The 25,716-nt window shown below is 63.9% G+C and carries 28 protein-coding genes; 17 read left to right on the top strand and 11 right to left on the bottom strand.

Going from position 1 to position 25,716, the window contains the following annotated elements:
• The first annotated feature begins 150 nt into the window (after window positions 1-150).
• Together ftsE and ABFC66_RS16060 are read left to right on the top strand one after the other, a co-directional pair.
• On the top strand, window positions 151-810 hold the full coding sequence (gene ftsE, locus ABFC66_RS16065) for a cell division ATP-binding protein FtsE (protein WP_346741982.1): 660 nt from the start codon (window positions 151-153) through the stop codon (window positions 808-810).
• On the top strand, window positions 803-1,774 hold the full coding sequence (locus ABFC66_RS16060; protein WP_346741981.1) for an FtsX-like permease family protein: 972 nt from the start codon (window positions 803-805) through the stop codon (window positions 1,772-1,774). Before ftsE ends, ABFC66_RS16060 begins: the two co-directional genes overlap by 8 nt.
• A gap of 24 nt (window positions 1,775-1,798) precedes the next feature.
• Here ABFC66_RS16060 and modA read toward each other — a convergent pair whose 3' ends face one another.
• Window positions 1,799-2,593 (bottom strand): molybdate ABC transporter substrate-binding protein, encoded by a 795-nt coding sequence (gene modA, locus ABFC66_RS16055; protein ID WP_346741980.1) that lies wholly within the window; start codon window positions 2,591-2,593, stop codon window positions 1,799-1,801.
• 250 nt (window positions 2,594-2,843) lie between these two features.
• Here modA and ABFC66_RS16050 point away from each other — a divergent pair, with 250 nt between their 5' ends.
• From ABFC66_RS16050 to ABFC66_RS16025, 6 genes are all read left to right on the top strand, one after another.
• Complete coding sequence (locus ABFC66_RS16050; protein WP_346741979.1) at window positions 2,844-3,476, top strand: YdcF family protein; 633 nt, start codon at window positions 2,844-2,846, stop codon at window positions 3,474-3,476.
• Between the two features lie 19 nt (window positions 3,477-3,495).
• Window positions 3,496-4,221 carry a lysophospholipid acyltransferase family protein gene (locus tag ABFC66_RS16045; protein WP_346741978.1) on the top strand — a complete coding sequence of 242 codons (726 nt, stop codon included), beginning with the start codon at window positions 3,496-3,498 and terminating at the stop codon, window positions 4,219-4,221.
• Between the two features lie 169 nt (window positions 4,222-4,390).
• Entirely contained in the window at window positions 4,391-6,700 is a 2,310-nt protein-coding gene (locus ABFC66_RS16040) for an adenosylcobalamin-dependent ribonucleoside-diphosphate reductase (protein ID WP_346741977.1), read from the top strand.
• 130 nt (window positions 6,701-6,830) lie between these two features.
• Complete coding sequence (locus ABFC66_RS16035) at window positions 6,831-7,292, top strand: CreA family protein (protein WP_346741976.1); 462 nt, start codon at window positions 6,831-6,833, stop codon at window positions 7,290-7,292.
• A gap of 5 nt (window positions 7,293-7,297) precedes the next feature.
• Window positions 7,298-7,714 (top strand): VOC family protein, encoded by a 417-nt coding sequence (locus tag ABFC66_RS16030; RefSeq protein WP_346741975.1) that lies wholly within the window; start codon window positions 7,298-7,300, stop codon window positions 7,712-7,714.
• Window positions 7,711-8,916 carry a crosslink repair DNA glycosylase YcaQ family protein gene (locus ABFC66_RS16025; protein WP_346741974.1) on the top strand — a complete coding sequence of 402 codons (1,206 nt, stop codon included), beginning with the start codon at window positions 7,711-7,713 and terminating at the stop codon, window positions 8,914-8,916. The genes ABFC66_RS16030 and ABFC66_RS16025 overlap by 4 nt, the downstream gene beginning before the upstream one ends.
• Here ABFC66_RS16025 and ABFC66_RS16020 read toward each other — a convergent pair.
• Window positions 8,867-9,406, bottom strand: coding sequence for a gamma-glutamylcyclotransferase (locus ABFC66_RS16020; protein WP_346741973.1), 540 nt, complete (start codon window positions 9,404-9,406; stop codon window positions 8,867-8,869). The two genes, ABFC66_RS16025 and ABFC66_RS16020, sit on opposite strands and share 50 nt — an antisense overlap.
• A 39-nt stretch (window positions 9,407-9,445) precedes the next feature.
• Here ABFC66_RS16020 and ABFC66_RS16015 point away from each other — a divergent pair, with 39 nt between their 5' ends.
• Complete coding sequence (locus tag ABFC66_RS16015) at window positions 9,446-10,552, top strand: DUF2125 domain-containing protein (RefSeq protein WP_346741972.1); 1,107 nt, start codon at window positions 9,446-9,448, stop codon at window positions 10,550-10,552.
• 6 nt (window positions 10,553-10,558) lie between these two features.
• Here ABFC66_RS16015 and ABFC66_RS16010 read toward each other — a convergent pair whose 3' ends face one another.
• From ABFC66_RS16010 to ABFC66_RS16000, 3 genes are read right to left on the bottom strand one after another with little or no spacing between them, the layout of a single operon-like run.
• Complete coding sequence (locus tag ABFC66_RS16010) at window positions 10,559-11,500, bottom strand: prephenate/arogenate dehydrogenase family protein (protein WP_346741971.1); 942 nt, start codon at window positions 11,498-11,500, stop codon at window positions 10,559-10,561.
• Complete coding sequence (hisC, locus tag ABFC66_RS16005; RefSeq protein WP_346741970.1) at window positions 11,497-12,597, bottom strand: histidinol-phosphate transaminase; 1,101 nt, start codon at window positions 12,595-12,597, stop codon at window positions 11,497-11,499. The genes ABFC66_RS16010 and hisC overlap by 4 nt, the downstream gene beginning before the upstream one ends.
• 1 nt (window position 12,598) lies before the next feature.
• The gene (locus tag ABFC66_RS16000; RefSeq protein ID WP_346741969.1) at window positions 12,599-13,495 is read right to left on the bottom strand and encodes a chorismate mutase; all 897 of its coding nucleotides are present in this window, start codon (window positions 13,493-13,495) and stop codon (window positions 12,599-12,601) included.
• 268 nt (window positions 13,496-13,763) lie between these two features.
• Between ABFC66_RS16000 and ABFC66_RS15995 the strand changes: the two genes are divergently transcribed.
• Together ABFC66_RS15995 and metW are read left to right on the top strand one after the other, a co-directional pair.
• On the top strand, window positions 13,764-14,945 hold the full coding sequence (locus ABFC66_RS15995) for a homoserine O-acetyltransferase (protein ID WP_346741968.1): 1,182 nt from the start codon (window positions 13,764-13,766) through the stop codon (window positions 14,943-14,945).
• The gene (gene metW, locus ABFC66_RS15990) at window positions 14,942-15,580 is read left to right on the top strand and encodes a methionine biosynthesis protein MetW (protein ID WP_346741967.1); all 639 of its coding nucleotides are present in this window, start codon (window positions 14,942-14,944) and stop codon (window positions 15,578-15,580) included. Before ABFC66_RS15995 ends, metW begins: the two co-directional genes overlap by 4 nt.
• On the opposite strand, the gene ABFC66_RS15985 is transcribed toward metW, so the two are convergent.
• Window positions 15,581-16,333, bottom strand: a complete 753-nt coding sequence (locus ABFC66_RS15985) for a methyltransferase domain-containing protein (RefSeq protein ID WP_346741966.1) — start codon at window positions 16,331-16,333, stop codon at window positions 15,581-15,583.
• Window positions 16,334-16,447: 114 nt separating this feature from the next.
• Between ABFC66_RS15985 and gloB the strand changes: the two genes are divergently transcribed.
• The 4 genes from gloB (at window position 16,448) to ABFC66_RS15965 (ending at window position 19,202) form a co-directional block, all read left to right on the top strand.
• A complete protein-coding gene (gene gloB / locus ABFC66_RS15980; RefSeq protein ID WP_346741965.1) occupies window positions 16,448-17,218 on the top strand; it encodes a hydroxyacylglutathione hydrolase in 771 nt (256 codons plus the stop codon).
• A 2-nt stretch (window positions 17,219-17,220) separates the two neighbouring features.
• Window positions 17,221-17,652 (top strand): cupin domain-containing protein, encoded by a 432-nt coding sequence (locus ABFC66_RS15975; protein ID WP_346741964.1) that lies wholly within the window; start codon window positions 17,221-17,223, stop codon window positions 17,650-17,652.
• 70 nt (window positions 17,653-17,722) lie between these two features.
• Window positions 17,723-18,571, top strand: a complete 849-nt coding sequence (locus ABFC66_RS15970) for a polysaccharide deacetylase family protein (RefSeq protein ID WP_346741963.1) — start codon at window positions 17,723-17,725, stop codon at window positions 18,569-18,571.
• A gap of 10 nt (window positions 18,572-18,581) precedes the next feature.
• Entirely contained in the window at window positions 18,582-19,202 is a 621-nt protein-coding gene (locus tag ABFC66_RS15965) for a DUF882 domain-containing protein (protein WP_346741962.1), read from the top strand.
• Between the two features lie 73 nt (window positions 19,203-19,275).
• Here ABFC66_RS15965 and phbB read toward each other — a convergent pair whose 3' ends face one another.
• Both phbB and ABFC66_RS15955 read right to left on the bottom strand, forming a co-directional pair.
• Complete coding sequence (phbB, locus tag ABFC66_RS15960) at window positions 19,276-20,001, bottom strand: acetoacetyl-CoA reductase (RefSeq protein WP_346741961.1); 726 nt, start codon at window positions 19,999-20,001, stop codon at window positions 19,276-19,278.
• A gap of 112 nt (window positions 20,002-20,113) precedes the next feature.
• Window positions 20,114-21,304: an acetyl-CoA C-acetyltransferase gene (locus tag ABFC66_RS15955; RefSeq protein WP_346741960.1), complete on the bottom strand. Its 1,191-nt coding sequence runs from the start codon at window positions 21,302-21,304 to the stop codon at window positions 20,114-20,116.
• Between the two features lie 266 nt (window positions 21,305-21,570).
• Between ABFC66_RS15955 and phaR the strand changes: the two genes are divergently transcribed.
• Entirely contained in the window at window positions 21,571-22,191 is a 621-nt protein-coding gene (gene phaR / locus ABFC66_RS15950) for a polyhydroxyalkanoate synthesis repressor PhaR (RefSeq protein WP_346741959.1), read from the top strand.
• Between the two features lie 23 nt (window positions 22,192-22,214).
• Here the strand turns inward: phaR and ABFC66_RS15945 are convergent, their stop codons facing one another.
• Window positions 22,215-23,927: an EAL domain-containing protein gene (locus ABFC66_RS15945; RefSeq protein ID WP_346741958.1), complete on the bottom strand. Its 1,713-nt coding sequence runs from the start codon at window positions 23,925-23,927 to the stop codon at window positions 22,215-22,217.
• Between the two features lie 224 nt (window positions 23,928-24,151).
• Here ABFC66_RS15945 and ABFC66_RS15940 point away from each other — a divergent pair, with 224 nt between their 5' ends.
• Window positions 24,152-24,475, top strand: a complete 324-nt coding sequence (locus tag ABFC66_RS15940) for a hypothetical protein (protein WP_346741957.1) — start codon at window positions 24,152-24,154, stop codon at window positions 24,473-24,475.
• 8 nt (window positions 24,476-24,483) lie between these two features.
• On the opposite strand, the gene ABFC66_RS15935 is transcribed toward ABFC66_RS15940, so the two are convergent.
• Both ABFC66_RS15935 and ABFC66_RS15930 read right to left on the bottom strand, forming a co-directional pair.
• Complete coding sequence (locus tag ABFC66_RS15935) at window positions 24,484-24,840, bottom strand: hypothetical protein (protein ID WP_346741956.1); 357 nt, start codon at window positions 24,838-24,840, stop codon at window positions 24,484-24,486.
• 6 nt (window positions 24,841-24,846) lie between these two features.
• Window positions 24,847-25,668 carry an enoyl-CoA hydratase-related protein gene (locus tag ABFC66_RS15930; RefSeq protein WP_346741955.1) on the bottom strand — a complete coding sequence of 274 codons (822 nt, stop codon included), beginning with the start codon at window positions 25,666-25,668 and terminating at the stop codon, window positions 24,847-24,849.
• Window positions 25,669-25,716: the final 48 nt, after the last annotated feature.

The raw sequence follows: 25,716 nt of genomic DNA, 5'->3' as shown, positions 1-25,716 counted from the left end.
GCTTTTCGCGACGCCTGCTCGCCACAGCCTATTGAAAGCCGGACCATGGTTAAAGTCCGGTTAAGTGCCATAACGAAAGCCTGTCGCATCACGGTACATTTTTGCCCGGGGCGGGCCGCGCCCGGCCGCTTCCATGTTACCTTTCGAGCCATGATTCGCTTCGAGAATGTGGGCATGCGCTACGGCATGGGGCCGGAGATCCTGCGCGATGTGAGTTTTCACCTCGCGCCGGGCTCGCTCCACTTTTTGACCGGCCCCTCGGGCGCGGGCAAGACCTCGCTTCTGAAGCTCATGTTTCTCGCCTCACGGCCCTCGCGGGGCCTCATCACCATGTTCGGGCGCGACATCGCGACCCTGCCCCGCGCCGAACTGCCGGACCTGCGGCGGCGCGTCGGCGTCGTCTTTCAGGAGTTCCGCCTCCTCGACCATCTGACGACCTATGAAAACGTCGCCCTGCCGCTCAAGATTCAGGGAAAGGCCGAGGAGAGCTACCGCGCCGATGTGAAGGAACTGCTCGCCTGGGTGGGCCTTGGCGAGCGCATGATGGCCAAGCCGCCGACGCTTTCCGGCGGCGAGAAGCAGCGCGCCGCCATCGCCCGCGCCGTAGTCGCGCAGCCGGACGTGCTGCTCGCCGACGAGCCGACGGGCAATGTCGATCCGGACATGGGCAAACGTCTGCTGCGCCTTTTCATCGAGCTCAACCGGCTCGGCACCTCCGTGCTCATAGCGACCCACGACCACGCCCTGGTGGAGGCGGCGGGCGCGCCGGAACTCATGCTCAACAGCGGGAGGTTGACCATCCGTGGCTGAACCCCGCGCCAAGATCCGCCCGGCCGCCAGAGAGAAGGACGTGCCGCTTCACGAGCCGCGAAGCTTCGGCGGCAGGCTCAAGGCCATCATGGTCGAGACGCGCAGCGTCATGCCTGCGGCAGACGGCGCGGGCCTTTCGCTGATCCTCGTCATCGCGGCCATGTGCTTTCTCGCAAGCCTGTCGCTCGGCGCCGCGCTCACCGTCGGGCGAACCTCCGCCGACTGGGCGCGCGATCTTTCGGGCGCGCTCACTGTGGAGGTGAAGCCCTCGGACGCGATGCCGCAGGATGCGCAGGTCGAGGCGGTGATGAAACTGCTCACCGAAACGCAGGGCGTCCTAGGCGCAGATGCGCTGAGCAAGGCCGATACCGAAGCGCTGCTCGAACCCTGGCTCGGCAAAGGCAATGTGACCGAAGACCTGCCGCTGCCGCGCCTTGTCGATGTGCGCATCAACCCGAACGCGCCGCCGGATGTGGAGGCCCTTGCCCAGCGCCTCGCCGAGGTTGCGCCCGGCGCGATCCTCGACACGCACCGCCAATGGCAGACCGAGCTTGTGCGCGCCGCGCGTTCAGCGCAATGGCTCGCCTATGCGGTTCTCGCCGTCGTCGCCGCCACAACCATCGCCATCGTCACCTTCGCCACGCGCTCCGGGCTTTCGGCCAATCGTGAGGTGGTGGAAGTTCTGCACATGATCGGCGCGCGCGACAAGTTCATCGCTTCCGAGGTGCAGCGCCATTTCCTGCATCTCGGCCTGCGCGGCGGCATCATCGGCCTCGCGCTCTCGGTCGCGACCTTTATCGGCCTTGCCTGGTATGGGAAGTCCGCGAACTCGTTCCTCGTGCCGGTTTCAAGCCTCCGGATCGAGTTCTATCCGGCGCTGGCGGCCGTGCCGATCGTCGCCGCGCTGGTCGCCATGATCACGGCGCGGATTACCGTGCTGCGGACGCTGCACCGCCTGTTGTAACCGGTCGGCGAAAAAAGCGAGACCTCACTGCTGCGCTCCCTGCGAAAGAGCCGTGAACCCTGCCTTGAGGAAGGCGGCCTTCGCCTTGTCGCCATGCAGGAATTCGAGGAAGCGGGCGGCCTCGGGCGTCGCACCCTTGGTCAGCGCGGCCGGATAGATGATCGGCAGATGCGTGTCTTCCGGAAAATAGCCGACGATACGAACCTTCGGCTCCTGCTTCGCGTCGGTCTCATAGACGATGCCGAGCGGCGTCTCGCCCCGCGCGACATAGGCAAGCGCGACGCGCACATTCTCCGCCGACGCGGTGTGGTCGACGACATCGCCCCATACGCCGAGCGATGTGAGCGCGGCGCGGGCATATTTTCCGGCGGGCACGGATTCCGGATCGGCGATTGCCAGCCGTCCGTCGCCCAGCGCGGCGCGCAGCGGAAAGTTCCGGCCAATGGTGATCGCAACCTTCGAATCCGCAGGCGCAATCAGCACCAGACGATTGCCGAGCAGATCGGAACGGCTCTGCCCGTCGATGAGACCGCGCTTGGCGAGATAATCCATCCAGTCCGTATCGGCGGAGATGAAGATATCGGCCTTTGCGCCCGCCTCGATCTGCCGGGCGAGAACCGAGCTTCCCGCATAAGACGCGACGACCTTGCCGCCGCCTGTTTCCGCATAGGCTTTGATGATGTCGTCCAGCACGTTCTTGAGGCTCGCCGCCGCAAAGACCAGCGGTTCACCTGCGCGCGCAGGCGCGGCACCGGCGGATACTGTGCCCACAAGCACGGCGCAACCCAACAGGGCCGACATGAACAGACGCCGGCCCATGCCGGCAGGTTTTCCCGATAAGCGCAGCACGATGATGACCCCCGCCGTTCAAAAGCGATCCGCGCCGGCATTTCCGCCGGCGCTATATTCATGTGAACATAACGCATATCAAAATATCGACCTTGTCAAACCGAAAGCCGCGCGCAATTCCGGCCTATGCGCCGCCCTTGCCCCTTATGCTAAAGTCCAGCCGCCGCCGAACCCCCATCAGGGTCCACGGGGCTTATGGAACTGGAACTGGCGAGACGGAATGGCGGCCGGAGAGAGCGAACGGGATGGATTGGGCCAGCGCTTCGGCCGGCGGCTGCTGACCGTGCTGGGCATGGTCGTGCTCGCCTGGGTTGTCGGCTTCTTCATCTTCGTCGCGGAACTCGACCGCAGGCCGCCTGCCGACATGCCGGTGGCAGACGGGATCGTCGCGCTGACGGGCGGCGAAGGCCGACTCAACGAAGCGATGAAGCTGCTCCAGGACGGCAAGGGCGCGCGCCTGCTCATCACCGGCGTCCATCCGGAGGTGAAGCGCGCCGCCGTGAAGGCCGCTGTCGGCGGATCGGGCGCCAAGTTCGATTGCTGCGTCGACATAGGGCGCCAAGCCGAAAACACCATCGGCAATGCCAACGAAACCGCCGATTGGGTGCGCGCGCATAAATACCGCTCGATCATCCTCGTGACCTCGACCTATCACATGCCGCGCGCGACGCTGGAGCTTCGCCGCGCCATGCCGGGCGTCTCCATTACGCCCTTCCCTGTCGTGCAGGGCACGCTGCATCTCGACGGCTGGTGGGACTTTCCCGGCACGACGAAGCTGCTGGCTTCGGAATATTCGAAATATCTGCTGACGCTCGCCCATGCGCGGGCGCTCATCCGCCCGGAAACCTACTAAGGCCAAAGGATCGCCGACCGTGCTGCTCTGGCTCCGCTCGATCGTCTACAACCTCGCGCTCTATCTGACCGCCATCGTGGTCGGCCTTGCCGCCACGCCCGCGCTCCTCATGCCGCGCGGCGCTGCGGTCTTCGTCATCCACAACCTCTCGGCGCTTGCGATCTGGCTCCTCAGGGTCATCGCGGGAACGCGCTATGAGGTGCGCGGCAAGCTGCCCGAGGGTGGCGTCCTCGTCGCCGCCAAGCACCAGTCGATGTGGGACACGATCGCCATGCCGGTAATCCTGAAGGACCCCGCCATCGTGCTGAAGGCGGAACTCCTCTGGATTCCCTATTACGGCTGGTTCTCGAAAAAGGCCGACATGATCGGCATCGACCGTGGCGCGGGCGCCAAGGCGGTCCGCCACCTGATCCAGCAGGGCAAGGCGGCGCTCGCCCTCAAGCGGCCCATCGTCATCTTCCCGGAAGGCACCCGTGCGGCCCCCGGCGCGAAGCTCGACTACAAGCCCGGCGTGGCCGCGCTTTACCGCCAGCTCGGCGTCCCCTGCGTGCCCGTGGCCGTCAATTCCGGCCTCTTCTGGCCGCGCCGCAAATTCCTGCGGCGGCCCGGCACCATCGTCGTCGAATTCCTCGATCCGATCCCGCCGGGGCTCGACCGTGAGACCTTCATGGAGATGCTCTCGGAACGCATCGAAGTCGCCACCGAGCGCCTGCTTTCCGAAGCCGGGCATCCTGTGGATAAGTGAGACGGTGTTATCCTGTGGATAATGTTGATAGCCGAAATTATATTTCCTTATCAGTGTATTAGATGAGCTTGTCCTGTGTTCTCATTGGGTACAGAATGAGAACACTCAACGTCCGGTTCCGTGCTAGACTGTCGGCCCTTTCAACGCCGAACGACTTGAGCGAGACCCGATGCATCCGATCGCCGAACAGATCTGGGACATGAAATACCGCCTTCACGGCGAGGACGGCACGCCTGTCGACCTCACCGTCGAGGACACATGGACCCGCGTGGCGACGGCGCTGGCCGAGGCAGAGGCGCCGGAGGCGCGCGAGCTATGGCTCAAGCGTTTCCATGACGCGATGTCGGGCTACCGCTTCCTGCCCGCGGGCCGCATTCTCGCAGGCTCAGGCACGGGCCGCGACGTGACCCTCTTCAACTGCTTCGTCATGGGCGAAGTCCCGGACACGATGGCAGGCATCTTCGACAGCCTGAAGGAAGCGGCCCTGACCATGCAGCAGGGCGGCGGCATCGGCTACGACTTCTCGACGCTGCGCCCCAAGGGCGCGCCGGTGAAGGGCGTGGGCGCGGACGCATCTGGCCCCCTCTCCTTCATGGATGTCTGGGACGCCATGTGCCGCACCATCATGTCGGCGGGCTCGCGCCGCGGCGCCATGATGGCCGTGATGCGCTGCGATCACCCGGACATCGAAGCCTTCATCGACGCCAAGCGCACGCCCGGCCGCCTCACCATGTTCAACCTGTCGGTGCTCGTCACCGACGCCTTCATGGCCGCGGTCAAGGCGGATGCCGACTGGCACCTCGTTTTCAACGGCACGACCTTCAGGACGCTGAAGGCCCGCGCGCTCTGGGACAAGATCATCGCCGCGACCTATGCCTATGCGGAACCGGGCGTCATCTTCATCGACCGCATCAATGCGCGGAACAATCTCCGTTACTGCGAGACGATCAACGCGACGAATCCTTGCGGCGAGCAACCCCTGCCGCCCTATGGCGCCTGCCTTCTCGGCTCGATCAATCTCGCGGCGCTCGTGAAAGACGCCTTCAGCGACACGGCGCATATCGACGAGAAGGCACTCTCGGAACTCGTCTCCGTCGCCGTCCGCGCCATGGACAATGTGGTCGATGTCTCGCGCTTCCCGCTGCCGCAGCAGGCGCACGAAGCGCATGCAAAGCGCCGCATCGGCCTTGGCGTCACAGGCCTCGCCGACGCCCTCATCATGTGCCGCTCGCGCTATGGCTCGGCGCAGTCGATCGAGCTCATCCGCCGCTGGATGCATGCGCTGACCCGCGCGGCCTATCTCGCCTCGGTCGAGATCGCCAAGGAGAAGGGCGCCTTCCCGCTTTTCGACCGCGACGCCTATCTCGCGAGCGAAACCATCAAGACGCTCGACGAGGATGTGCGCGAGGCGATTGCGCAGCATGGCATCCGCAATGCGCTCGTGACCTCCATCGCGCCGACCGGCACCATCTCGCTCTTCGCGGGCAATGTGTCCTCCGGCATCGAGCCCGTCTTCGCCTATTCCTATACGCGCAAGGTGCTGATGCCGGATGGCACGCGCCGCGAGGAAAAGGTCGTCGACTATGCGGTCGCGAAGTTCCACGAGGCCTTCGGCGAGACGGCGGCCCTGCCCGACTATTTCGTCAATGCGCAGGAACTGACGCCCGGCGAGCATCTCGCCGTGCAGTCCGCCGCGCAGGATTATATCGACAGCTCGATCTCCAAGACGATCAACGTGCCGGAGGATATTTCCTTCGACGACTTCAAGGACATCTACACTCACGCCTATGAGATGGGCCTGAAGGGCTGCACCACCTATCGCCCGAGCGATGTGCGCGGCTCCGTTCTTTCCGTCGAGGCTCCGAAGCCCGAGGAGACGCAAGCTGCCCTCGCGCTCAATGCGCCGAAGCAGACGCCCTACGAGAAGGATGGCGTCGTCTACATGTCGAAGCCGCTCGAACGCGAGACGGTGCTGCCGGGCTTCACCTACAAGCTGCAATGGCCGGAATCGGACCACGCGATCTACATCACCATCAACGACATCCTGCAGGACGGCAGGCGGCGCCCCTTCGAGATCTTCATCAACTCGAAGAACATGGAGCACTATGCCTGGACAGTGGCGCTGACGCGCATGATTTCGGCGGTGTTCCGCCGCGGCGGCGACGTCACTTTCGTCGTGGAAGAGCTGAAGGCCGTCTTCGATCCGCGCGGCGGCTCATGGATGAAGGGCCGCTATGTGCCGAGCCTGCTCGCCGCCATCGGCGAAATCATCGAGCAGCACATGATCGATACGGGCTTCATTGCCAAGGAAGACGGTCACCCGCTGAAGGAAGCCGTCCGCGCCGTCGTCGGCGAGCCCGTGGAGCCGAACGCCGGTGCGGTAAAGCTCAAGGGTTGCCCGCGCTGCGGCGAGCGCGCCATGATCCGGCAGGAGGGCTGTGAGACCTGCACCTCCTGCGGCTTCTCGAAATGCGGTTGAGTTAGACTTTCCATTCCATCCCGTCATGCCCCGCTTCATGCGGGGCATCCACGTCTTCCTATCCCGGTGGCAAGACGTGGATGGCCCGGTCAAGCCGGGCCATGACGAAAAAGGGGCAAAGGAAACAGACGTGAAGCCAATCCTCGCAACTGCACTCCTCGCACTCTTCGCCACACCGGCACTCGCCGACGACATCGACTGCGTCTCGACGACCTTCCGCGTCATGGGCACGAACGACAAGGTTTGCGTCTCCGCCTTCGACGATACGGCAGTGGGCGGCGTCACCTGCTATATCGCGCAGGCGCGCACCGGCGGCATGTCGGGCATGGTGGGCCTTGCGGAAGACCCGTCGCGCTTCTCGCTCTCCTGCATCCAGACCGGGCCGATCACGGCGGACCTCGCAAAGCTCCGGGACCGCGAGAAGGTCTATTCCGAAAAGACCTCCGTCTTCTTCAAGCATACCAAGGTCTATCGCATCGTCGATGCGAAGCGGAAAACGCTCGTCTATCTCGCCATCAGCGACAAGATCATCGACGGCTCGCCCTTCAACGCCGTCGCGAGCGTGCCCGTCACACCCTGGAGCGGCCACTGAGTCACATGCGCGGATTTCTTCATCATCTCGATCTCACCGTTTCCAAAGTCTCGCAATCGGCGCCCTTCTACGACGCGGTGCTGGGTTTCATGGGTTATCGCCGCTGGTCGGAAGACGAGCGCGGCATAGACTGGGAACATGCGACCTCGCGCGACAGCCTGCCGACCATTGGCATTGTGGAAGCAACCGAACTCGGGCGCTCGCGCCGCCATGACCGCTATTCGCCGGGGCTCCACCATTTTGCACTGCAGGCGGAGAGCCGCGCCGATGTGGATGCGCTCTACAAGCTCCTGCTCGACATCAAGGCGACGATCCTCGACGCGCCCGCCGACTATCCCCAATATGGCGAGGGCTATTACGCGGTGATGTTCGCCGATCCGGACGGGCTCAAGCTCGAATTCGTCTTCGAGCCGCGGGGATGACCGCGCTCGACATTTCCAACGACGCGGCGCGACGTCTCTTCCTCGAGCGCCACGCGCTTGGAACCCGCCACGACGACGCTCTCGGTCATGATGATCTTCTCGGGCTCGTGCGGCGCATCGGTTTCGTACAGCTCGACTCCGTCAATACGGTCGAACGCGCGCATCACATGATCCTTTTCTCGCGGGCTGCGCAGTATGAACGTGAACGCCTGAACGCGTTGCACCACGACCACCGCGCTCTGTTCGAACACTGGACGCATGACGCGTCGCTGATCCCGATGGAGTTCTATCCGCACTGGCATCACCGCTTTCGAGCGGCGAAGGCCCGGATCGATCATCCGCGCTGGCGCGAACGCTTTGGCCCGGAGCCCGAGAAAACGATCCGCAAGGTTCGCTCGCGCATACGCCGCGATGGCGAAGTCTCGACACGCGATTTCGAGGACAAGGGAGCAGGCGGCTGGTGGGGATGGGGTCCATCGAAAACGGCGCTCGAATATCTCTGGCGCACGGGCGAACTCGCCATCTCGCGCCGCGACGGCTTCGAGAAAATCTACGATCTCTCGGAGCGCGTGATCCCTGCCGATCTCCGCGCCGCACGTCCGACACGCAAGCAGACCGTCGACTGGGCCTGCCGCGAAGCGCTCGCCCGGCTCGGGCTCGCCACGCCGACGGAGCTTGCGAGCTTCTTCGACCTCATCGAAATCGCCGAAGCCAGGGACTGGACGAAAGCGGCGATACGGCGAAAGGAGATTATCGAGGTGAATGTCGAAGGCGCTGATGGGAGCCATCGCCACGCCTTCGCGCCCGCCTCCATCGAGGCCGACATCGCGGCCCTTCCCGACCCGGACGAGAGCACGCGGCTCCTCTCGCCATTCGACCCTGCGATCCGCGACCGCAAGCGCACCCAACGGCTTTTCGGCTTCGACTACACGATCGAAATCTTCGTGCCGGAAGCGAAGCGCCGCTATGGCTATTACGTGCTGCCGATCCTTGAAGGCACACGCTTCACCGCCCGCGCGGACCTCAAGGTGCACCGCGCCGAGGACCGGCTGGAGGTGAAAGGCTTCTGGCTCGAGCCCGGCGTGAAGCTCGACCGCGCCCGCAAAGCAGCCGTCGAAGCCACACTCGAAGACCTCGCCCGCTTCACCGGCGTCACGCGGATTGACGCAGCCGCTCTTCGACGGCCTGCCAAAGCCGGGTGAGATCCTTGTCGGCGATGCCCGCCTCTTCGAGATGGCGGACCGTACTTTCGAGATAGTCCGGGTTCCTGCCCGAGCTGCCCTCGCCCGCCGCAATCAGCGCCACCTGCCTCTCGAAGGAAAGCTCGCCCGCATATTGCGGATGCGTCGGATCGACCAGATAGCAGAGCGCTTCCACATGGCTGCCATCGTCGACCAGCTTCACCTGCTTCATCGCCTCGACATAAACAGAGGTTACCTGTTCGCGCGCTTCGAGGTAGCGGCGCGTCTCGGCCGCCCGCGTTGCCTCGACACGGAAGGCGACACCGCGGCACTCGCCGCCTGTATCAAGACCGAACACAAGACCGGGCCGCTCGGGCGTGCCCCGGTGGACATGGCTATAAACGCAAAAGCCGCGATGGTAGCCTTTGAGCAGGGCCGGCCGGCGCTCCTCGAACTCGAAGCCGGGCCGCCACATCAGCGAACCATATCCAAAGACCCATAAATCCTGCATGCTGCGCCTCGAAAAATGACAGGCCACTTTAGCGACCCAATGACCAGCACACCATCGGAAGCCCCGCTGCGGAAGCCCGCCACGCGCGCACGCATCTTCCTGCCGGCCATTGCGCTTGCCGTCCTCGCGGCCATCTATTCCATCTACTGGTACGTGATGGCCGGCAAGGCACGGGACTTCCTCGAAAGCTTCGCGGCCCAGCATCAATCGGGCGACGTCGCGGTCAACTGGAGCGGCCTCGCGATCTCGGGCTATCCCTATCGCGTCGAGGCGAACTTCACCGCGCCAGCCGTCTCCGCGCCCAATGCCCCCGAAGCCTGGCGGTGGTCTGCGGACAGTCTCGCTGCCGACTTCCTGCCCTATAGCCTCAATCATGTCGTGCTCAAGGTCGGCGGCGAACAGCTGCTGCAATATCGCGATCCCGCCAGGAATGGCGGAAAGCGCCATGCCGTTCGCATCTCCGCGGAAGGCACATGGGCGAGCTATGTGAATGTGAAGGATGCCCCCTTCGGCCGGCTCGCCATCGACATCAACAATCTCGTCGCGCTGAAGGACGGAAAGGCGCCGAGCGCTGGCCAGCGCTTTGCGGCCGGACGGCTTCAGTTCCACACAAGGCCTGCGGACGCAGCGGGCGGACCGCCCACCGCCGATGTGAGCTACGACGTCGCCATTCAGGGCGACAACATGGCGCTCGATGACAGCGATGCGCCGCGCGTCCTCGGCCCGCGCATCGATGTGATTGCCGCACAGGCGCGGATCAGGAACCTGCCGCGCAACACCAATGCAAGCCCTGTCGATTTCGGTCGCGCCTGGGCGCAGGGCGGCGGCGTCCTGACGATTTCCGACATGCAGGTCAAATGGGGGCCGCTCGACCTCTGGGCGCAGGGCGAGCTTTCACTCGACGCGCAAGCGCGACCGCAAGGCCGCCTCGAGGCCTCCGTGGCCGACTATGCGGGACTTCTGAAAGCTCTCGTCAAAGGCAAGGTCATCAGCGCAAAGGACGAGCGTATCGCGACGGTCGGTCTCGGCATCGTCGCGGAATTGCAGGGCGATCAGGCAGGCCGCGTGCGCGTGCCCGTCACCATCACAGAAGGGAAGATCTTTCTCGGTCCGGTGCTGGTCGCGAGGCTCGAACCGCTGTTCTGACGAGCGCTATTTCTTCTGCGCAGGCGTGCGTCCGAAATTCGGCGCGGCTGTGTCCTGACCCGCTTCGATGATCGAACGACGCACGGCGCGGGTGCGCGTGAAGAGATTGAACAATCCCTCGCCATCGCCCCAGCGGATCATGCGCTGCATGGCCGACAGATCCTCGGAGAAGCGTCCCAGCATTTCCAGGATCGCGTCCTTGTTGTTGAGGCAGATGTCGCGCCACATGGTCGGGTCGGACGAGGCAAGACGCGTGAAGTCGCGGAAGCCGCCCGCCGAATATTTGATGACTTCCGATTCCGTGACCGTCTCCAGATCGTCCGCCGTGCCGACGATGTTATAGGCGATGAGATGCGGAAGATGGCTGACGATGGCAAGCACCAGATCGTGATGCTTCGGCTCCATGTAATCGACCTTCGAGCCGCATGCCTGCCAGAAGGCGGCGAGCCGGGCCACGGCATCGCGGTCCGCACCCGGACCCGGCGTGAGAATGCACCAGCGCCCGTCGAAGAGTTCGGCAAAGCCCGCATCGGGGCCCGATTGTTCGGTGCCCGCGATCGGATGGCCGGGGATGAAATGCACGCCCTCCGGCACATAGGGGCCGATGTCGCGCACCACCGCCATCTTGACGGAGCCCACATCGGTAAGGATCGCGCCGCGCTTCAGATGCGGTTCGATTTCAGCCGCGACGGGACCGAGCGCACCTACCGGCGTACAGATGACGACGAGATCGGCATCCTTCACCGCTTCCGCCGCCGTCTCATGGGCACTGTCGATGAAGCCGATTTCCAGCGCACGGGCCCGCGTCTCCGCCGAGCGCGCATAGCCCGCCACATGGCCAGCAAGCCCGGCCCGTTTGATAGCATGGCCGAGCGAGCCGCCGATCAGGCCGAGGCCGATGATGGCGACGCGCTCGAAACGCGGATCGACTGCCCTTTCGGCGCTCATGGCTTCCGTCCCAAAAATTCCGCCAGCGCCGCGACGACGGCCCTGTTCGCCTCTTCGATGCCGACCGAGAGGCGAAGATAATCGGGCAGGCCGTAGGACGCGACCTGACGCAGGATGAGGCCCCGCTTCATCAGGAACTCGTCGGCATCCTTCGCCGTGCGGCCAGGCTCGCTCGGAAAGCGGATGAGCAGGAAGTTCGCGACGCTCGGCGCCACATCGAGGCCAAGCTTCGAGATCTCGACCGACAGCCATTCGAGCCATTCGGCATTGTGCGCCCGCGCCTTTTCGAAGTGGTCGATATCGCGGATGGAAGCAATGCCCGCCTGAAGCGCCGGAATCGAGACGTTGAAAGGCCCGCGAATGCGGTTGATGACGTCGACCAGATGAGCAGGCGCATACATCCAGCCGAGACGGATGGCTGCCAGGCCGTGAATCTTCGAGAAGGTGCGCGTCATCACCACGTTCTGGGACGTGGCGACCAGTTCGATACCGCTCTCATAGTCGTTCTTCGCGACATATTCGCTATAGGCCGCGTCGATCACGAAGAGGATGTCGGGACGAAGCCCGGCGTGAAGCCGCTTCACCTCTTCGACCGACAGATAGCTTCCCGTCGGGTTGTTCGGATTGGCGAGGAAGACGATCTTCGTCTTCGGCGTCACCGCGGCGAGGATCGCATCGACATCGGCGCGAAGCCCCTTCTCCTTCACCTGAACGATCTTCGCGCCGGCCGCGCGGGTCACGATCGGATAAACGAGAAAGCCGTGCTCCGTCGCAATCGCCTCATCGCCCTCGCCGAGATAGGCCTGGGCAAGCAGGTGCAACAGCTCGTCCGAGCCCGAACCGCAAACGATATTGTCCGGATTGAGGCCATAGCGTTCGGCAATCGCCGCGCGCAATTCGGCGGCCGAGCCTTCCGGGTAGAATTCGAGCTGGTCGGCCGAGCGGACGAAGGCCTCGCGCGCGAGCGGCGAAGGCCCGAGCGGCGTTTCGTTGGCCGAGAGCTTGAAGACCTTGGCCACGCCATGTGCGTGGGCACGACCGCCGACATAGGGAGCGATCTCGAGAATGCCCTTCTGGGGAACTGGTTTCTTCGTCATTTCATTCGCCGTCTTTCGCGCGTTGAACCGGGTTCGCATAGCCGCCAATGATGTGCGCGCTTTCGACAGTCCCATCCGAGGTGATGGCGTCGAGCCGCGCGTCATCGGCGGTGATATGGCCCGCGATGGCGAAAAGATTATGGCGGAGCGCTTGCCCGTCCTTCGTTTCGGCAACGGCGATGCGCGTGGCGTCGAAGCCCGCCGCTTTCACACGGGCGGTCATCATGGCCTCGCTCACATTGCTCTCGACGGTAATGGCGAGAAGGCTCGTATCGTCTTCGGTCGCCTCGAACTCGGCCCGCGTCACGACGAGCGCGCTCACCGCATCGCTCTCGGTCCCGATCTCGAGGAATGGTATGCGCGCGACGACGCGGGGCCCATCCTTTGCGCCATTCACAAGCGCCGACCACCAGTCGCCGCCCTCGAAATTGCCGGGAAGCGGCAGGATGCCGACTGCCGAGCGGTCATGGGTCACGCGGCGCAACACCTCGCGCGCCGTGTCGTGAAGCTCCATCTCCGTCGACGAGCCGTAATAGCTCCGCGCGAGATCCCAATAGGCAAGCGCGTTGTCCGGCCCGAAAACCTCGATGCGGAAGGGGCCCTGAATGCGCGTCATGGTCGAAATGACTTCGCGGAAGATGCGGAACACGACCTTGAGCGGCATACGCCCCTTCTGCCGGGAAGCGAGACGGCGCAACACCGAGGCCTCGCGGCCTGGCCGGAAGGCGATGAAACTGCCCTCCCCGTTCGCGCTCGCGGCGCGCGCCTTCGCATTCGCGACCTCGACCACGAGTTCCGTGCGCTTCATCAGCAGATCCTGGATCGCGTCGTCGATCGTATCGATCTCGCGGCGGACCTCGCTGAGCGCCTTGGCTGGTTCTTTGCTGGTGGTCGACATGGGCATCTGGAGACTGAAGGGGCGGGCTTTCCGGAAGCTCGGGAAACGGGCCGAAAGGCCCCCCGTGCCCCCACCCGCAAGAGCGGTATTCATAAGCGGCCAACCCGCCAAAATCAAAGAAAACATTGACATTTAGGGGGGTGCGTCCCTAGCTATGCACCCTGCCGCCGGGGGTCCGGCAAGGCCCGGCAAGCACCCGGAAAGGTCCCCGACCGCCCGCGGCCCAAGCCGGACTTGAGGCCGGGACTTGAGGAAAGATCGCCGGGCGATGAGCCAGACCGTGGAATTTCAGAAAGAGCCGGACGACGCGGCCGCAAGGGTGAGGGCCGTCAGCGCCGTCACGACCTTCGGGCCGGAGGCGCCGCTTCAGCTCGACTGCGGGGTCAGCCTCTCGCCCTTCACCATTGCCTACGAGACCTATGGCACGCTCAATGCCGACAAGTCGAATGTCGTGCTTATCTGCCATGCGCTGACCGGCGACCAGCATGTCGCGAGCCGCCACCCCATCACCGGCAAGCCCGGTGGCTGGTGGCCGATGATGGTGGGCCCAGGCCTCCCCATCGACACGGACCGCTATTTTGTCATCTGCCAGAACGTCATCGGCGGCTGCATGGGCACGACCGGGCCGAAGGACATCGACCCGAAGACGGGCAAGCCCTACGGCCTGTCCTTCCCGGTCATCACCATCGGCGACATGGTGCGGGCGCAGGCGATGCTGCTCGACCGGCTCGGCATCAAGGACATTTTCTGCGCCATCGGCGGCTCCATGGGCGGCATGCAGGTGCTGCAATGGGCGACGGCCTATCCTGAGCGCGTCTTCTCCGCGATCCCCATCGCCACGGCGGCGCGCCACTCGGCCCAGAACATCGCCTTCCACGAGGTCGGGCGGCAGTCGATCATGGCCGATCCGGAATGGCGGGGCGGCGCCTATCTCGACGAGGGAACGAGCCCCGCGAAGGGCCTCGCCGTCGCGCGCATGGCGGCGCACATCACCTATCTTTCGGAAGCGGCGCTGCATCGCAAGTTCGGACGCAATCTCCAGAACCGCGACAAGGTGACCTACGGCTTCGACGCGGACTTCCAGATCGAGTCCTATCTGCGCTATCAGGGCTCGACCTTCGTCGATCGCTTCGACGCGAACTCCTATCTCTACATCACCCGCGCGATGGATTATTTCGACCTCGCGGCGGATTGCGGCGGCGTGCTTGCCAACGCCTTCAAGGACACAAAGACGCGCTTCTGCGTCGTCTCCTTCACGAGCGACTGGCTCTTTCCGACCTCGGACAATCGCCAGATCGTGCATGCGCTGAACGCGGCCGCCGCCAATGTGAGTTTCGTCGAGATCGAGACGGACAAGGGCCATGACGCTTTCCTGCTCGACGAGCCCGAAATGTTCGCGACGCTCAAGGGCTTCATCGGCGCCGCCGCCGAACGGCGAGGGCTTAAATGACGTCGACTGAAATCGCCCCGGCCCATGGTTACGTGCAGAACCGCATCGACCTTGCGCTCATCGCCGAGATGATCGAGCCCAATGTGCGCGTGCTCGATGTCGGCTGCGGCGACGGGGCGCTGCTCGCGCTCCTCGCGCGCACGAAGAATGTCGATGGGCGCGGCATCGAACTGAGCCAGGAAGGCGTCAATGCCTGCGTCTCGCGCGGCCTTTCGGTCATACAGGGCGATGCGGATTCCGATCTCAGCGACTATCCGCAGGATGCGTTCGACTATGTGATCCTGAGCAAGACCATTCAGGCGACGCGCAATCCGCGCGAAGTGCTGCGCCAGATGCAGCGCATCGGGAAGCATTGCATCGTCTCCTTCCCGAACTTCGGCAACTGGCGCGTGCGTCTCCAGCTTCTCTGGACCGGCCGCATGCCGGTGACGAGGACGCTTGGACATGACTGGTACGACACGCCGAATATTCACCTCTGCACGGTGCGCGATTTCGTGGCTCTCTGCGAGGAAGTCGGCTTCCGCATCGACGACGCGGTGAGCGTCTCCGGCAACCGCGCCCGCCGCGTCGGCCGCCCCGGCACGCTCGACAATCTCATGGCCGAAGACGCCGTGCTGCTGATGTCGCGGAAGTAACTAGCTCTCTTTTCTCGGCCAGCCCTGCGACACAGGCGCGATGGCCCGCACGCGCTGGCGGATCGCCTCGATGCGCTTTGTCTCGCGGATTGGCGTTGCCGCGTAAATCTGCTTCGTCGCCTCGACAATGATGACGCCGGAGAAGCGCGGCCAGAGAAGCGAGCCGACGCGCTCCCATGCGCGGGCCGAACGCATGAGCGGGCGCCAGTCGAAGGGCGGCACGAAAAGCGACGTCTCCCAGTTCGCCGGGCTGAACATCGACTCGCGCAACGCCTGGGTGATCTGGCTGCGCGAGAAGGGCTGACCCTGACCGAAGGGCGTCACCTCGCGCCGCGCCCAGAGGCCGCGCCGGTTCGGCACCACAATGATGACCCTCCCGCCCGGCGCCAGCACGCGCCAGACCTGGCGCAGCATGGCGCGCATGGCCTCGCTCGCTTCGAGCCCATGCACGACGAGCACCCGGTCCATGCTCTCATCCTCGAGCGGCAATTCCTTTTCGTCGGTGAGGCCCGTGAGAGAGCGCCCCTCCGATGGCCAGCGCAGCACGCCCTGCTGCGCTGGCATGAGCCCGATGACGCGTTCCGCCTCGCCAAGAAACATGCCGAGATAGGGCGTCGCGAAACCAAGGCCGAGGACCGAAAGCCCCTTCGCATCGGGCCAAAGCGCTCTGATGCGCTGCCCGATCAACGAACGCGCGACGCGGCCCAGCGGCCGCCCGTAAAAATCCCTGAGATCGATGACATCCATCGGCATGGAGAAAGCCTAGCAGATTTTTCCTAATGGTTTATCGCAGCCGTTTCGGGGTTCAACTCGTAAGGCTCGCGCATTAGGTTGGAAGGAGCAAACCCTCAAGGAAAGCCGATCCTCATGGCCAAGCTTCAGATTTATCAATTCCCCGCGCTGAAGGACAATTACGGCTATCTGGTCCATGACTCCGCGAATGGCGCCACGGCGGCGATCGACACGCCCGAGGTGGCCGCGATCCTCAATGCGCTGGAGACGACCGGCTGGAAGCTCACGCATATCCTCAACACGCATCATCATTTCGATCATGCGGGCGGGAATGCGGAACTCAAGGCGAAAACCGGCTGCACGATCGTCGGCCCGAAGGGCGAGAAGGATCTCATCCCCGGTATCGACCGCGCCGTCGGCGAAGGCGATATCGTGGAAGTCGGATCGGCACGCGCCCGCGTCATTGATGTGCCGGGACATACGCGAGGCCATGTCGCCTATCACTTCGCTGACGACCACGTGGTCTTCGTCGGCGACACGCTTTTCGCGCTTGGCTGCGGGCGTCTTTTCGAGGGCACTCCGGCGCAGATGTGGACCTCGCTCGGCAAGCTCATGGCGCTGCCGGACGACACGACCGTCTATTGCGCCCATGAATATACGCAGTCCAATGCCCGCTTCGCGCTGACCGTCGAGCCGCATAACGCGGCGCTCGTTGCCCGCGCGAAGGAAATCGACGACAAGCGCGCGCGGGGCGAATGGACCGTGCCGACCACCATCGCGCTCGAAAAGGCGACGAACCCGTTTCTCCGCGCCGCGAGCGCCGATCTTCGCGCGACCATCGGCCTGCCGAACGCCGCCGATGTCGATGTCTTCGCGGAAACGCGCGCCCGCAAGGACAAGTTCTGAACATGGAAATCGCCGCGCTCGACGCCGACGAGATCATCCGCCTGCTCGACCTCGCGCCCCATCCCGAAGGCGGCTGGTTTCGCGAAACCTTTCGGGACCATGCGGGCGACCGCGCCCATTCGACGGCAATCTATTACCTGCTGAAGGCGGGCGAGCGCTCTCATTGGCACCAGGTCGATGCGGCGGAGGTCTGGCACTGGTATGCGGGCGGGCCGCTCGCCCTTTCCGTCTCGCCGGACAGCCAGTTCGCCGCCCGCCTCGTTCTCGGCCCCGACCTTGCCCAGGGCCACAGGCCGCAGCTCGTGGTGCCTGCGCGGCACTGGCAGGCGGCGGAGCCTCTCGGGGCCTTCACGCTGGTCGGCTGCACCGTCGCCCCCGGTTTCGATTTCGCGGGCTTCGAGATGGCGCAAAAAGACTGGCGGCCGGGCGCCTGAGCGACGGAAGTTTCACTTTTCCCGTTTTGGGACAATGTTAAGCTCCCCGTACCAGACCGGGGGCGCAACCTTGAGATATCTCTCGCTGACCGCTGCTTTCCTGCTGGCCGGGCTCTCGTCCGGCCTTTGCGGCACTGCACGCGCGGAAGGCATCGCCTGCCCGACCGATCCCCGCGCCCCGGCGCACACGCCCACCGTCGAACTGCCGACGCGGGGCGGCGCGGCCTATGGGACGATGCAATATGCCAAGGGCCAGATGCTCGGGCCCAAGGAAATCGCCCTCACCTTCGATGACGGGCCCGACCCAAAAACGACCGAGCGCGTCCTCGACATTCTGGACCGCCACTGCATCAAGGCGACGTTCTTCATGGTCGGCTGGTACGCACATGCGCGGCCCGATCTCGTGCGTGAGGTCGCGGCGCGGGGCCACACCATCGGCACACATAGCTGGTTCCATCCCAACAATCTGCGCCACCTGTCGAAGCCCGAGGCGAAACAGGAAATCTCCAAGGGCTTCGCCGCGGTCGAAGCCGCATTGGCAAGCGCCCCACCCGCATCTCAAGCCCGCCTCGCGCCCTTCTTTCGGTTTCCCGGTCTCAACGATGAGAAGGCCCTTAGAAGCTGGCTCGGCGCGCGCAACATCGCGACCGTCTCCTGCGATTTCGGCGCCGATGACTGGCTGAAGATTTCGAGCGCGCAGGTCTACAAACGCGCACTCGTCAATATCGATCAGATCGGGCGCGGCATTCTCATCCTGCATGACACGAAGCCGCATACCGCGGACATGCTCTCTGACCTCATCGTGACGCTGGAAAAGCGCGGCTATCGCTTTGTGCAGCTCATGCCCGAGAAGAACGGGCGAACGCTCGCGGCGCACGCACCCGACGCGCTGATCGGCCATCTGCATTCGGTGCAGTGAGGAGAGCGGCATGAAGAAGCGATCCGGCCTTACAAGACGCACGGCGCTTGCGCTGACTGCCGGCGCGGTCGGTATCATTGCCGCCCCCGCCATCGTCAAGGCATCGGCACCCTATAAGCGCATGCTCAACATGCAGAACCTCAATTCCGGCGAGAAGCTGAAGATCACCTATTGGGCGGACGGCGAATATATCGACGGCGCGCTGAAGGAGATCGACCGTTTCATGCGCGACCTGCGCACCGCCGAAACGACGCGGATGCATACCGACCTGCTCGATCTTCTCTGGGAGATCGACAGCCTGACGCCGTCGAACGAGCCGCTCTACACAATGTCTGGCTACCGCTCGGCAAGCACCAATGCCTGGCTTTCCGCACATTCGGATGGCGTCGATCCGTCGAGCTTTCACATGCGCGGCATGGCAATGGATCTCACGCAGGATTTTTCCGACCCGGAGATGATCTATCGCGTGGCGAAAAAGCTGAACAAGGGCGGCGCCGGCTTCTATCCGGTGAAGCATCCCTTTGTGCATGTCGATGTCGGCCCGCCGGACACCTGGGTCTATCCGGCGCATGGCCGCCTCGACCGCGCGGAACAATATGACCGCGAGCAGGCGACGAGGAAAAACGGGTAGCGGCCCCACAGAATCCAGCGGCATGCCCCGCATCAAGCGGGGCATGCCGTGCAAGACGAGGCGGAGCGGAATCTCAGCCCGCGATATACTGCGCGCCATTGGCGGTGAAGGTCGCGCCGGTGATGAAGGCGGCCTTCTCGTCGGCAAGGAAGACGACGCAATGCGCGATCTCTTCCGCCTTGCCGAGACGTCCGACCGGGATCGTCGCGATGATGCTTTCGAGCACCTTGGGCGGCACGGCGGCGACCATCTCGGTGTCGATATAGCCCGGCGCGATCACATTGACGGTGATGCCCTTCTTCGCGACTTCCTGCGCCAGCGCCTTGGTGAAGCCGATGACGCCCGCCTTGGCCGCCGAATAATTCGTCTGGCCCATCTGGCCCTTCTGGCCGTTGATGGACGAGATGTTGATGATGCGCCCGTAACCGCGCTCGCGCATGCCCTCGATGAGCGGCTGGCACATGTTGAACATCGAATCGAGATCGACGCGCATGACATCGCGCCACTGCTGCGGCGTCATCTTGTGAAGCGTCGCATCGCGCGTGATGCCCGCATTGTTGACGACCACATCGATGGGTCCGAGTTCTGTCTCGACCTGGGCCAGACCCTTCACGCAGGCGTCGTAGTCGCCGACATCCCACTTGTAAGTCTTGATGCCCGTCTCTTTCGAGAAGGCCTCCGCCGCAGCGTCGTTACCGGCGTAATTGGCGGCAACCGTGTAACCCGCCGCCTTCAGTTCAACCGAAATCGCATGGCCGATGCCACGCGTGCCGCCAGTCACAATTGCAACTCTCGCCATATATTCGAAACCTCTTCCTCGCTACCCGTGACGCCCGCGACCCCCGTCGCAGCTCACGACCCATCTCCACCCTGCGGCAACTCCGCTTACGGATTATTGCCGCAAATTACGTTCAGGCACGCTCGACGCAGAGGGCGATGCCCATGCCGCCGCCGATGCAGAGCGTCGCAAGACCCTTCTTCGCGTCGCGCTTTTCCATCTCGTGAAGCAGCGTCACGAGAACGCGCGCGCCGGATGCGCCGATCGGGTGTCCGAGAGCGATCGCGCCGCCATTGACGTTCACCTTCGACACATCCCAGCCGAGATCCTTGTTGACCGCGAGCGCCTGCGCCGCAAAAGCCTCGTTCGCCTCGACGAGATCGAGATCGGAGACCGACCAGCCCGCCTTCTTGAGCGCGGCGCGCGCGGCAGGGATCGGACCCGAACCCATCAGGGCGGGCTCGACGCCGGCCTGCGCCCAGGAAACGATCTTCGCCAGAACCTTGCGGCCTTCCTTCTTCGCGCGCTCTTCGCTCATCAGCACAAGAGCCGCCGCGCCGTCGTTGATGCCGCTGGCATTGGCCGCCGTCACCGTGCCGCCTTCCTTCTGGAAGGCCGGCTTCAGGCCCTTGATGCCTTCGAGCGTCGTGCCCGGCTTGATATATTCGTCATCAGCGACGACCGTATCGCCCTTGCGTGTCTTGATCGTGACAGGAACGATCTCGTCCTTGAAGCGGCCGGATTTCTGCGCGGCCTCGGCCTTGTTCTGTGAGGCAACCGCGAAAGCATCCTGCTCCTCGCGCGTGATCTGCCAGCGGGCGGCAACATTCTCGGCCGTCTGCCCCATGTGGTAGCCGTGGAACGCGTCCCACAGCCCGTCCTTGAGCATCGTATCCACGAACTGAATGTCGCCCATCTTCTGGCCCGAACGCAGATAGGCCGCATGCTGCGCCTGGCTCATGCTCTCCTGGCCGCCCGCAACCACGACCTCGCTGTCGCCATTGACGATCGCCTGGTAGCCGAGCGCGACGGCGCGGAGCCCGGAGCCGCAAAGCTGGTTGATGGCCCATGCAGGCACTTCGACGGGAAGCCCCGCATTGATCGAGGCCTGACGCGCCGGGTTCTGCCCCTGACCCGCCTGCAGGATCTGCCCCATGATGACTTCGGAAACTTGCGACTTGTCGACGCCCGCGCGCTCCAGCGCCGCGCCGATGGCAATGCGGCCAAGCTCATGCGCAGGCAGGCTCGACAGAGCGCCATTGAATGAACCGACGGGCGTGCGAGCCGCGCCAACGATGACTACACCGGTGTCGGATTTGCTCATGGCGTTCCTCAGAGGTTTCGGCCCCGCCTACACAACACGGGAGCCTTGCGGGAGATTTGCGAAGAATGCCCGAGCAGGGAGGCCCGGTAAACGGATTTCTGTGCAATGCAACGTAGGGACTTGCGCGTTGCAACAATACCGCGTCAGAATGAACCCTAATAATAGGGGGACCGGGAGCACCACCGCCGAAAACGGCGGCAGCATGATGTTCTCGATCGCGCGGCTCACGCTCGGCGCGAGCTGCTTTCAGTGGAGAGACACAAACCGTGGCAAAGAAAACCGCCTCCACGGAAGGTGACATCATTGTCATCAAGAAATATGCGAACCGGCGTCTCTACAACACCGCGACGTCGAGCTACGTGACCCTCGATCATCTCTGCGAGATGGTGAAGAAGGGTCAGGATTTCGTCGTGCATGATGCGAAGACGAACGAAGACATCACGCGCTCCGTTCTCGCGCAGATCATCTTCGAAGAAGAAGGCAAGAGCGGCCAGAACCTCCTGCCGATCAAGTTCCTGCGCCAGATCATCCGCTTCTACGGCGACAGTCTTCAGGGCTTCATCCCCTCATATCTCGAACTGAGCATGGACGCCTTCTCGCGCGAGCAGGAAAAGCTTCGTTCGAAGATCACCAGCGCTTTCACCGGCAATCCGCGCCTCGGCCAGTTCGAAGACCAGATCCGCCAGAACTTCGCGATGTTCGACAGCGCCATGCGCATGTTCTCGCCCTTCGCACCGCGCACGAAATCGTCGCGCCCCGAAGATGAGCACGCCCCGGAAGCCGCCGGAAGCGAAGCGGAGCCGAATCCGAGAGAACGCGAGATCGAGGAACTGAAGCGGCAGATGGCCGCCATGCAGGCGCAGCTCGAGTCGCTCGTCAAGAAATAGCGCCGCCACCGGATCGGGCAGGATCAACCCAGCGCGGCGGATTGCGCCTCCGCTTCGGGCAGGTCGAGCGAGGGCTCGCCCAGATAGAAGCCCTGCAGATACTCGACGCCGAGATCGCGCAACATCGCAACCTCGTCTTCATTGCTGACCCACTCGGCAACGATGGGCAGATTGAAGTTATGCGCAAGCTCGACCAGCGTCCTCACGAAGAACTGGTTGTCCCGGTTCTCGATGAGGTTCTGGACAAACGAGCCGTCGATCTTGACCAGATCGACGTCGAGTGCGCGCAGGTTGCGGAACGACGTATAGCCGGCGCCGAAATCGTCGATGGCAATCTGGCAGCCGAGATCGCGAAGCTGCGAAATGAAGCCTGCCGCTTCCGCCATGTCATGAATGGCGACCGTCTCCGTGATCTCCACGGTGAGGCGTGTCGCAAGCCCCGGGTCCGAGCGCAACTGCGCCACCAGCGCGTCAAGCCACATGCGGTCGCTCGTCGTGCCGCCCGACACATTGAGCGCGAGCTTCACATCAGGCCGCGCGCGCAATGTTTCAATGGCAAGCTCCATCACACGATAGTCAAGGAGCCCGATGAGACCGAGCTTCTCCGCAATCGGGATGAAGCTGCCCGCGGCGATGATCCTCCCATCTTCATGCACGAGACGGATCAGGCATTCGTAGAATTCCGGCTCACCCGAGCGCGACGAAAAGATCGGCTGGTAGGCAAGTCGAATTCGGCGGTCATTCAGCGCGGAGATCAGTTCATCCGCGAGATGGATATTGCGCTGCCTCATTTTCTCCCGCTCGCGCGACGGCGCATAGACGACATAGCTGTCGCGATGCATCTGCTTGGCGGACATGAGCGCTTCTTCGGCATGTGCAAGCGCCGCTTCGACCGTTTGCGCGTGAAAGGGAAGCGATATGCAGCCGGCCGACATGGTGATCGCGACGGGCCCGCGCGATGTCTGTATGGCCTGATCGCGCACCGACCCGAGCAGTCGCTCCGCAACGTCTCCCAGGCGGTCGTGGGTGCAATTTCGAAGCACCACGCCGAACTTGTTGCCGGAATATCGGCCCAGCGCATCGGCCCGGCGGGACATTCCTCCGAGCCGTTCTGCAACGCCGACAATGACTTCGTCACCGACATCGAAGCCATAGGACTCGTTGATCCGCGCGAGATTGTCGACGGCAAGCAGGAGAAACGCCGAGGGCGTCCGCGCCTGCGTCAGGACGTCGGAAAGTTCACCCTTCAGGCGAACGCGATTGAGCAGGCCCGTAAGTTCGTCGAAAGTCGACAGGCGGACGAGCTGGTCGTCGCGCACCCTGCGCTGATCGATGGCACGAAGAACGCCCACCGCGATTTCCGGATTTCCGTCCGCATCGGCGAACCAGCGGCCGCGATCCTCGACCCAGCGCTTGCCGCCATAATCGTCGACAAGCTGATATTCGATCTCGTAACGGACGCCGCCGCCATTGTCGCTCTCGCGCGAATACATCACCGTTTCATAACGGCTCGCGCCTTTTTGGGACAATGACCGCGCACCAAAGGCCCGGCCTGTCTTCACGCATTCGGGGTTGGTCACGCCGAGGAGCGGTTCCGCGCCCTCGCCCCATTCGATCAGGTCTTCCTTGATGGACCAGCGATAGGAGACATCGCCGACCGCGCTGACGACGTCGGCAGAACGCCGCGCCAGCAGCTTTTCAGGCTTCTGCCCCGCCCTGAAGGTATCACTATCCACGTCTTGGCCTCACCTGCTCGAATGATCCGGCGTTCCGGTGCCATCGCGCCCTTCTGGGCGATCCGTTGAGCAGGTTGCAGTTTCGCGCCGAGGTCTTAAGATTCCGCCAAGCGACGTGGCGACTAAAGTTTTAACAAACCTGGTTAACGACGCCGCATCACGTCGTGGCAGACTTCTTGCTCACTTGCCGCATCGGGCGACACGCGAGCGGAACAAACGAAGACATGGAAGTCAGGCGCATCGGCACATCGGCGCAGTCGCGTTCAACGGGAACGAAGGAGGCGTCGCGCGCTCAGTCACAGCAGGGCGTCGAAGCGCCGGCTGCGCCGTCGCGAGCCTCCATGTCCGGCACACGCGCACCGCAGAGCTTCCGCCCTGTCGCGGCTTTCCTCGCCCAATATGTCGATCAGAGTTTTCCCTGGGCTCGCTCGCCGCAACGCAAGGACCGCAAACGTCGGCGCGCGACCAGCGCCTATATCACGGCGGACATGCTGCCCGACCTTCTGGCTGAAACGCTCCGCTTGCGGACGGTGGACCGGAAGCTCTGAGGCCTTTCTCAACCGAGCGGACGCGTCGCGAGGATAAGCGACTGCAGGTCCGCTATCGCCCGTTCCATGCGGACAAGGCGTTGCTCCATCTCGTCGAGCTTGGCGAGCACCGCCGCGCTGTCGCCCGGCGCCTTGGGCGCGGGCGCAGGCGTGGCGATGCCGGCGCGGGAAACGACTTCGGTAATGGGCTCCTCGATGAGGCGCGCCAGCATGGTCACATGGTTGGGCGAGAGTTCACGCTGGTCCTTGAAGACCTCGTCGACCTGCTCGCGCGAAAGCCGGAGCGCGGCGGCGACATCGTCCCGCGTCCGGTCCTTCGCCTTCAGCTTCGCGTCGAACCATTCCTGATCGAAGAAAAGAGCCATAGGTCCTCAACGTCCCTTGAACACGGGCGGCCGCTTTTCGATGAAGCTTGCAACGCCCTCGCGATGGTCCTCTGTCTGGAAGAGGCGGCCCAGCGTACCGCTGACCCAGCTTCCGATCTCGCGTAAATCGCCATAGGCGGTCCGGCGCAGTCCCTCCTTCATGTAGCGAAGGGCAAGCGGCGGATTGACGGCGATGCGGTCCGCCATCGCCATGGCCCGCTCCATCAATTGCGCATGTGGCGTCACCTCGGTCACGAGGCCGATGCGCAGGGCCTCCTGCGCGTCGATGATATCGCCGGTAAAGAGCAGTTCCGCCGCCTTCGCGGGGCCGACAATGGCCGGCAGGCGCCAGAGCCCGCCCACATCGGAGATGAGCCCGCGCTTGATGAAGAGTTCGCCGAACTTCGCCTGTTCGGAGGCAATGCGTATGTCGGCGAAAAGGGAGAGCTCCATGCCCCAGCCGACCGCCGAGCCATTGACCGCGGCGATCACCGGCCTGTCGCATTCGAGCGCCGCAACGGCGGCAGGCGTCGGCTCCGGCCTTATGCGCGTCAGGCTCGCGACGCTTGCGTCATGCTGCGCGCCGGTCATCATCTCCTTCACGTCTTCGCCGGAGCAGAAGGCCGGATCGACGCCGGTGATGACAACGCAGCGTACTTCGGGATCGGCGGCAGCCGCGCGGAAGCCGCATTCGACTTCGTCATAGGCGCGGCGGTTGAGCGCGTTGCGGCGCTCGGGCCGGTTGATCGTGATCACCGCGATGTGATCGCGAACCTCGTAGCGCAGACATTCGAATTCGGATGTCGGTATCGGCGCCCTCGCATACATGTCCTCTCCTCCCCATGGTTTTTATGAGGCAAGCCTAGCCTCATGGAG

The sequence above is a fragment of the Parvibaculum sp. genome (assembly GCF_039680535.1).
In the GTDB taxonomy this organism is placed as follows: Bacteria; Pseudomonadota; Alphaproteobacteria; order Parvibaculales; family Parvibaculaceae; genus Parvibaculum.
Note: the sequence above shows the minus strand (reverse complement) of the source record. Positions and strands in the feature narration are given on the sequence as shown.

Bases quoted from the DNA above. Each gene is read 5' to 3' on its own strand.
- ABFC66_RS16025 (WP_346741974.1), top strand. From the start codon at position 7,711: ATGACCGCGCTCGACATTTCCAACGACGCGGCGCGACGTCTCTTCCTC.
- ABFC66_RS16015 (WP_346741972.1), top strand. From the start codon at position 9,446: ATGACCAGCACACCATCGGAAGCCCCGCTGCGGAAGCCCGCCACGCGC.
- ABFC66_RS16050 (WP_346741979.1), top strand. From the start codon at position 2,844: ATGGCGGCCGGAGAGAGCGAACGGGATGGATTGGGCCAGCGCTTCGGC.
- phbB (WP_346741961.1), bottom strand. From the start codon at position 20,001: ATGGCGAGAGTTGCAATTGTGACTGGCGGCACGCGTGGCATCGGCCAT.
- ABFC66_RS16000 (WP_346741969.1), bottom strand. From the start codon at position 13,495: ATGTCGACCACCAGCAAAGAACCAGCCAAGGCGCTCAGCGAGGTCCGC.
- ABFC66_RS15940 (WP_346741957.1), top strand. From the start codon at position 24,152: ATGGAAGTCAGGCGCATCGGCACATCGGCGCAGTCGCGTTCAACGGGA.
- ABFC66_RS16040 (WP_346741977.1), top strand. From the start codon at position 4,391: ATGCATCCGATCGCCGAACAGATCTGGGACATGAAATACCGCCTTCAC.
- ABFC66_RS15955 (WP_346741960.1), bottom strand. From the start codon at position 21,304: ATGAGCAAATCCGACACCGGTGTAGTCATCGTTGGCGCGGCTCGCACG.
- ABFC66_RS15995 (WP_346741968.1), top strand. From the start codon at position 13,764: ATGAGCCAGACCGTGGAATTTCAGAAAGAGCCGGACGACGCGGCCGCA.
- hisC (WP_346741970.1), bottom strand. From the start codon at position 12,597: ATGACGAAGAAACCAGTTCCCCAGAAGGGCATTCTCGAGATCGCTCCC.
- modA (WP_346741980.1), bottom strand. From the start codon at position 2,593: ATGGGCCGGCGTCTGTTCATGTCGGCCCTGTTGGGTTGCGCCGTGCTT.
- ABFC66_RS15985 (WP_346741966.1), bottom strand. From the start codon at position 16,333: ATGCCGATGGATGTCATCGATCTCAGGGATTTTTACGGGCGGCCGCTG.
- metW (WP_346741967.1), top strand. From the start codon at position 14,942: ATGACGTCGACTGAAATCGCCCCGGCCCATGGTTACGTGCAGAACCGC.
- ABFC66_RS15930 (WP_346741955.1), bottom strand. From the start codon at position 25,668: ATGTATGCGAGGGCGCCGATACCGACATCCGAATTCGAATGTCTGCGC.
- ABFC66_RS16020 (WP_346741973.1), bottom strand. From the start codon at position 9,406: ATGCAGGATTTATGGGTCTTTGGATATGGTTCGCTGATGTGGCGGCCC.
- ABFC66_RS16010 (WP_346741971.1), bottom strand. From the start codon at position 11,500: ATGAGCGCCGAAAGGGCAGTCGATCCGCGTTTCGAGCGCGTCGCCATC.
- gloB (WP_346741965.1), top strand. From the start codon at position 16,448: ATGGCCAAGCTTCAGATTTATCAATTCCCCGCGCTGAAGGACAATTAC.
- ABFC66_RS15935 (WP_346741956.1), bottom strand. From the start codon at position 24,840: ATGGCTCTTTTCTTCGATCAGGAATGGTTCGACGCGAAGCTGAAGGCG.
- ftsE (WP_346741982.1), top strand. From the start codon at position 151: ATGATTCGCTTCGAGAATGTGGGCATGCGCTACGGCATGGGGCCGGAG.
- ABFC66_RS16030 (WP_346741975.1), top strand. From the start codon at position 7,298: ATGCGCGGATTTCTTCATCATCTCGATCTCACCGTTTCCAAAGTCTCG.
- ABFC66_RS15975 (WP_346741964.1), top strand. From the start codon at position 17,221: ATGGAAATCGCCGCGCTCGACGCCGACGAGATCATCCGCCTGCTCGAC.
- ABFC66_RS15965 (WP_346741962.1), top strand. From the start codon at position 18,582: ATGAAGAAGCGATCCGGCCTTACAAGACGCACGGCGCTTGCGCTGACT.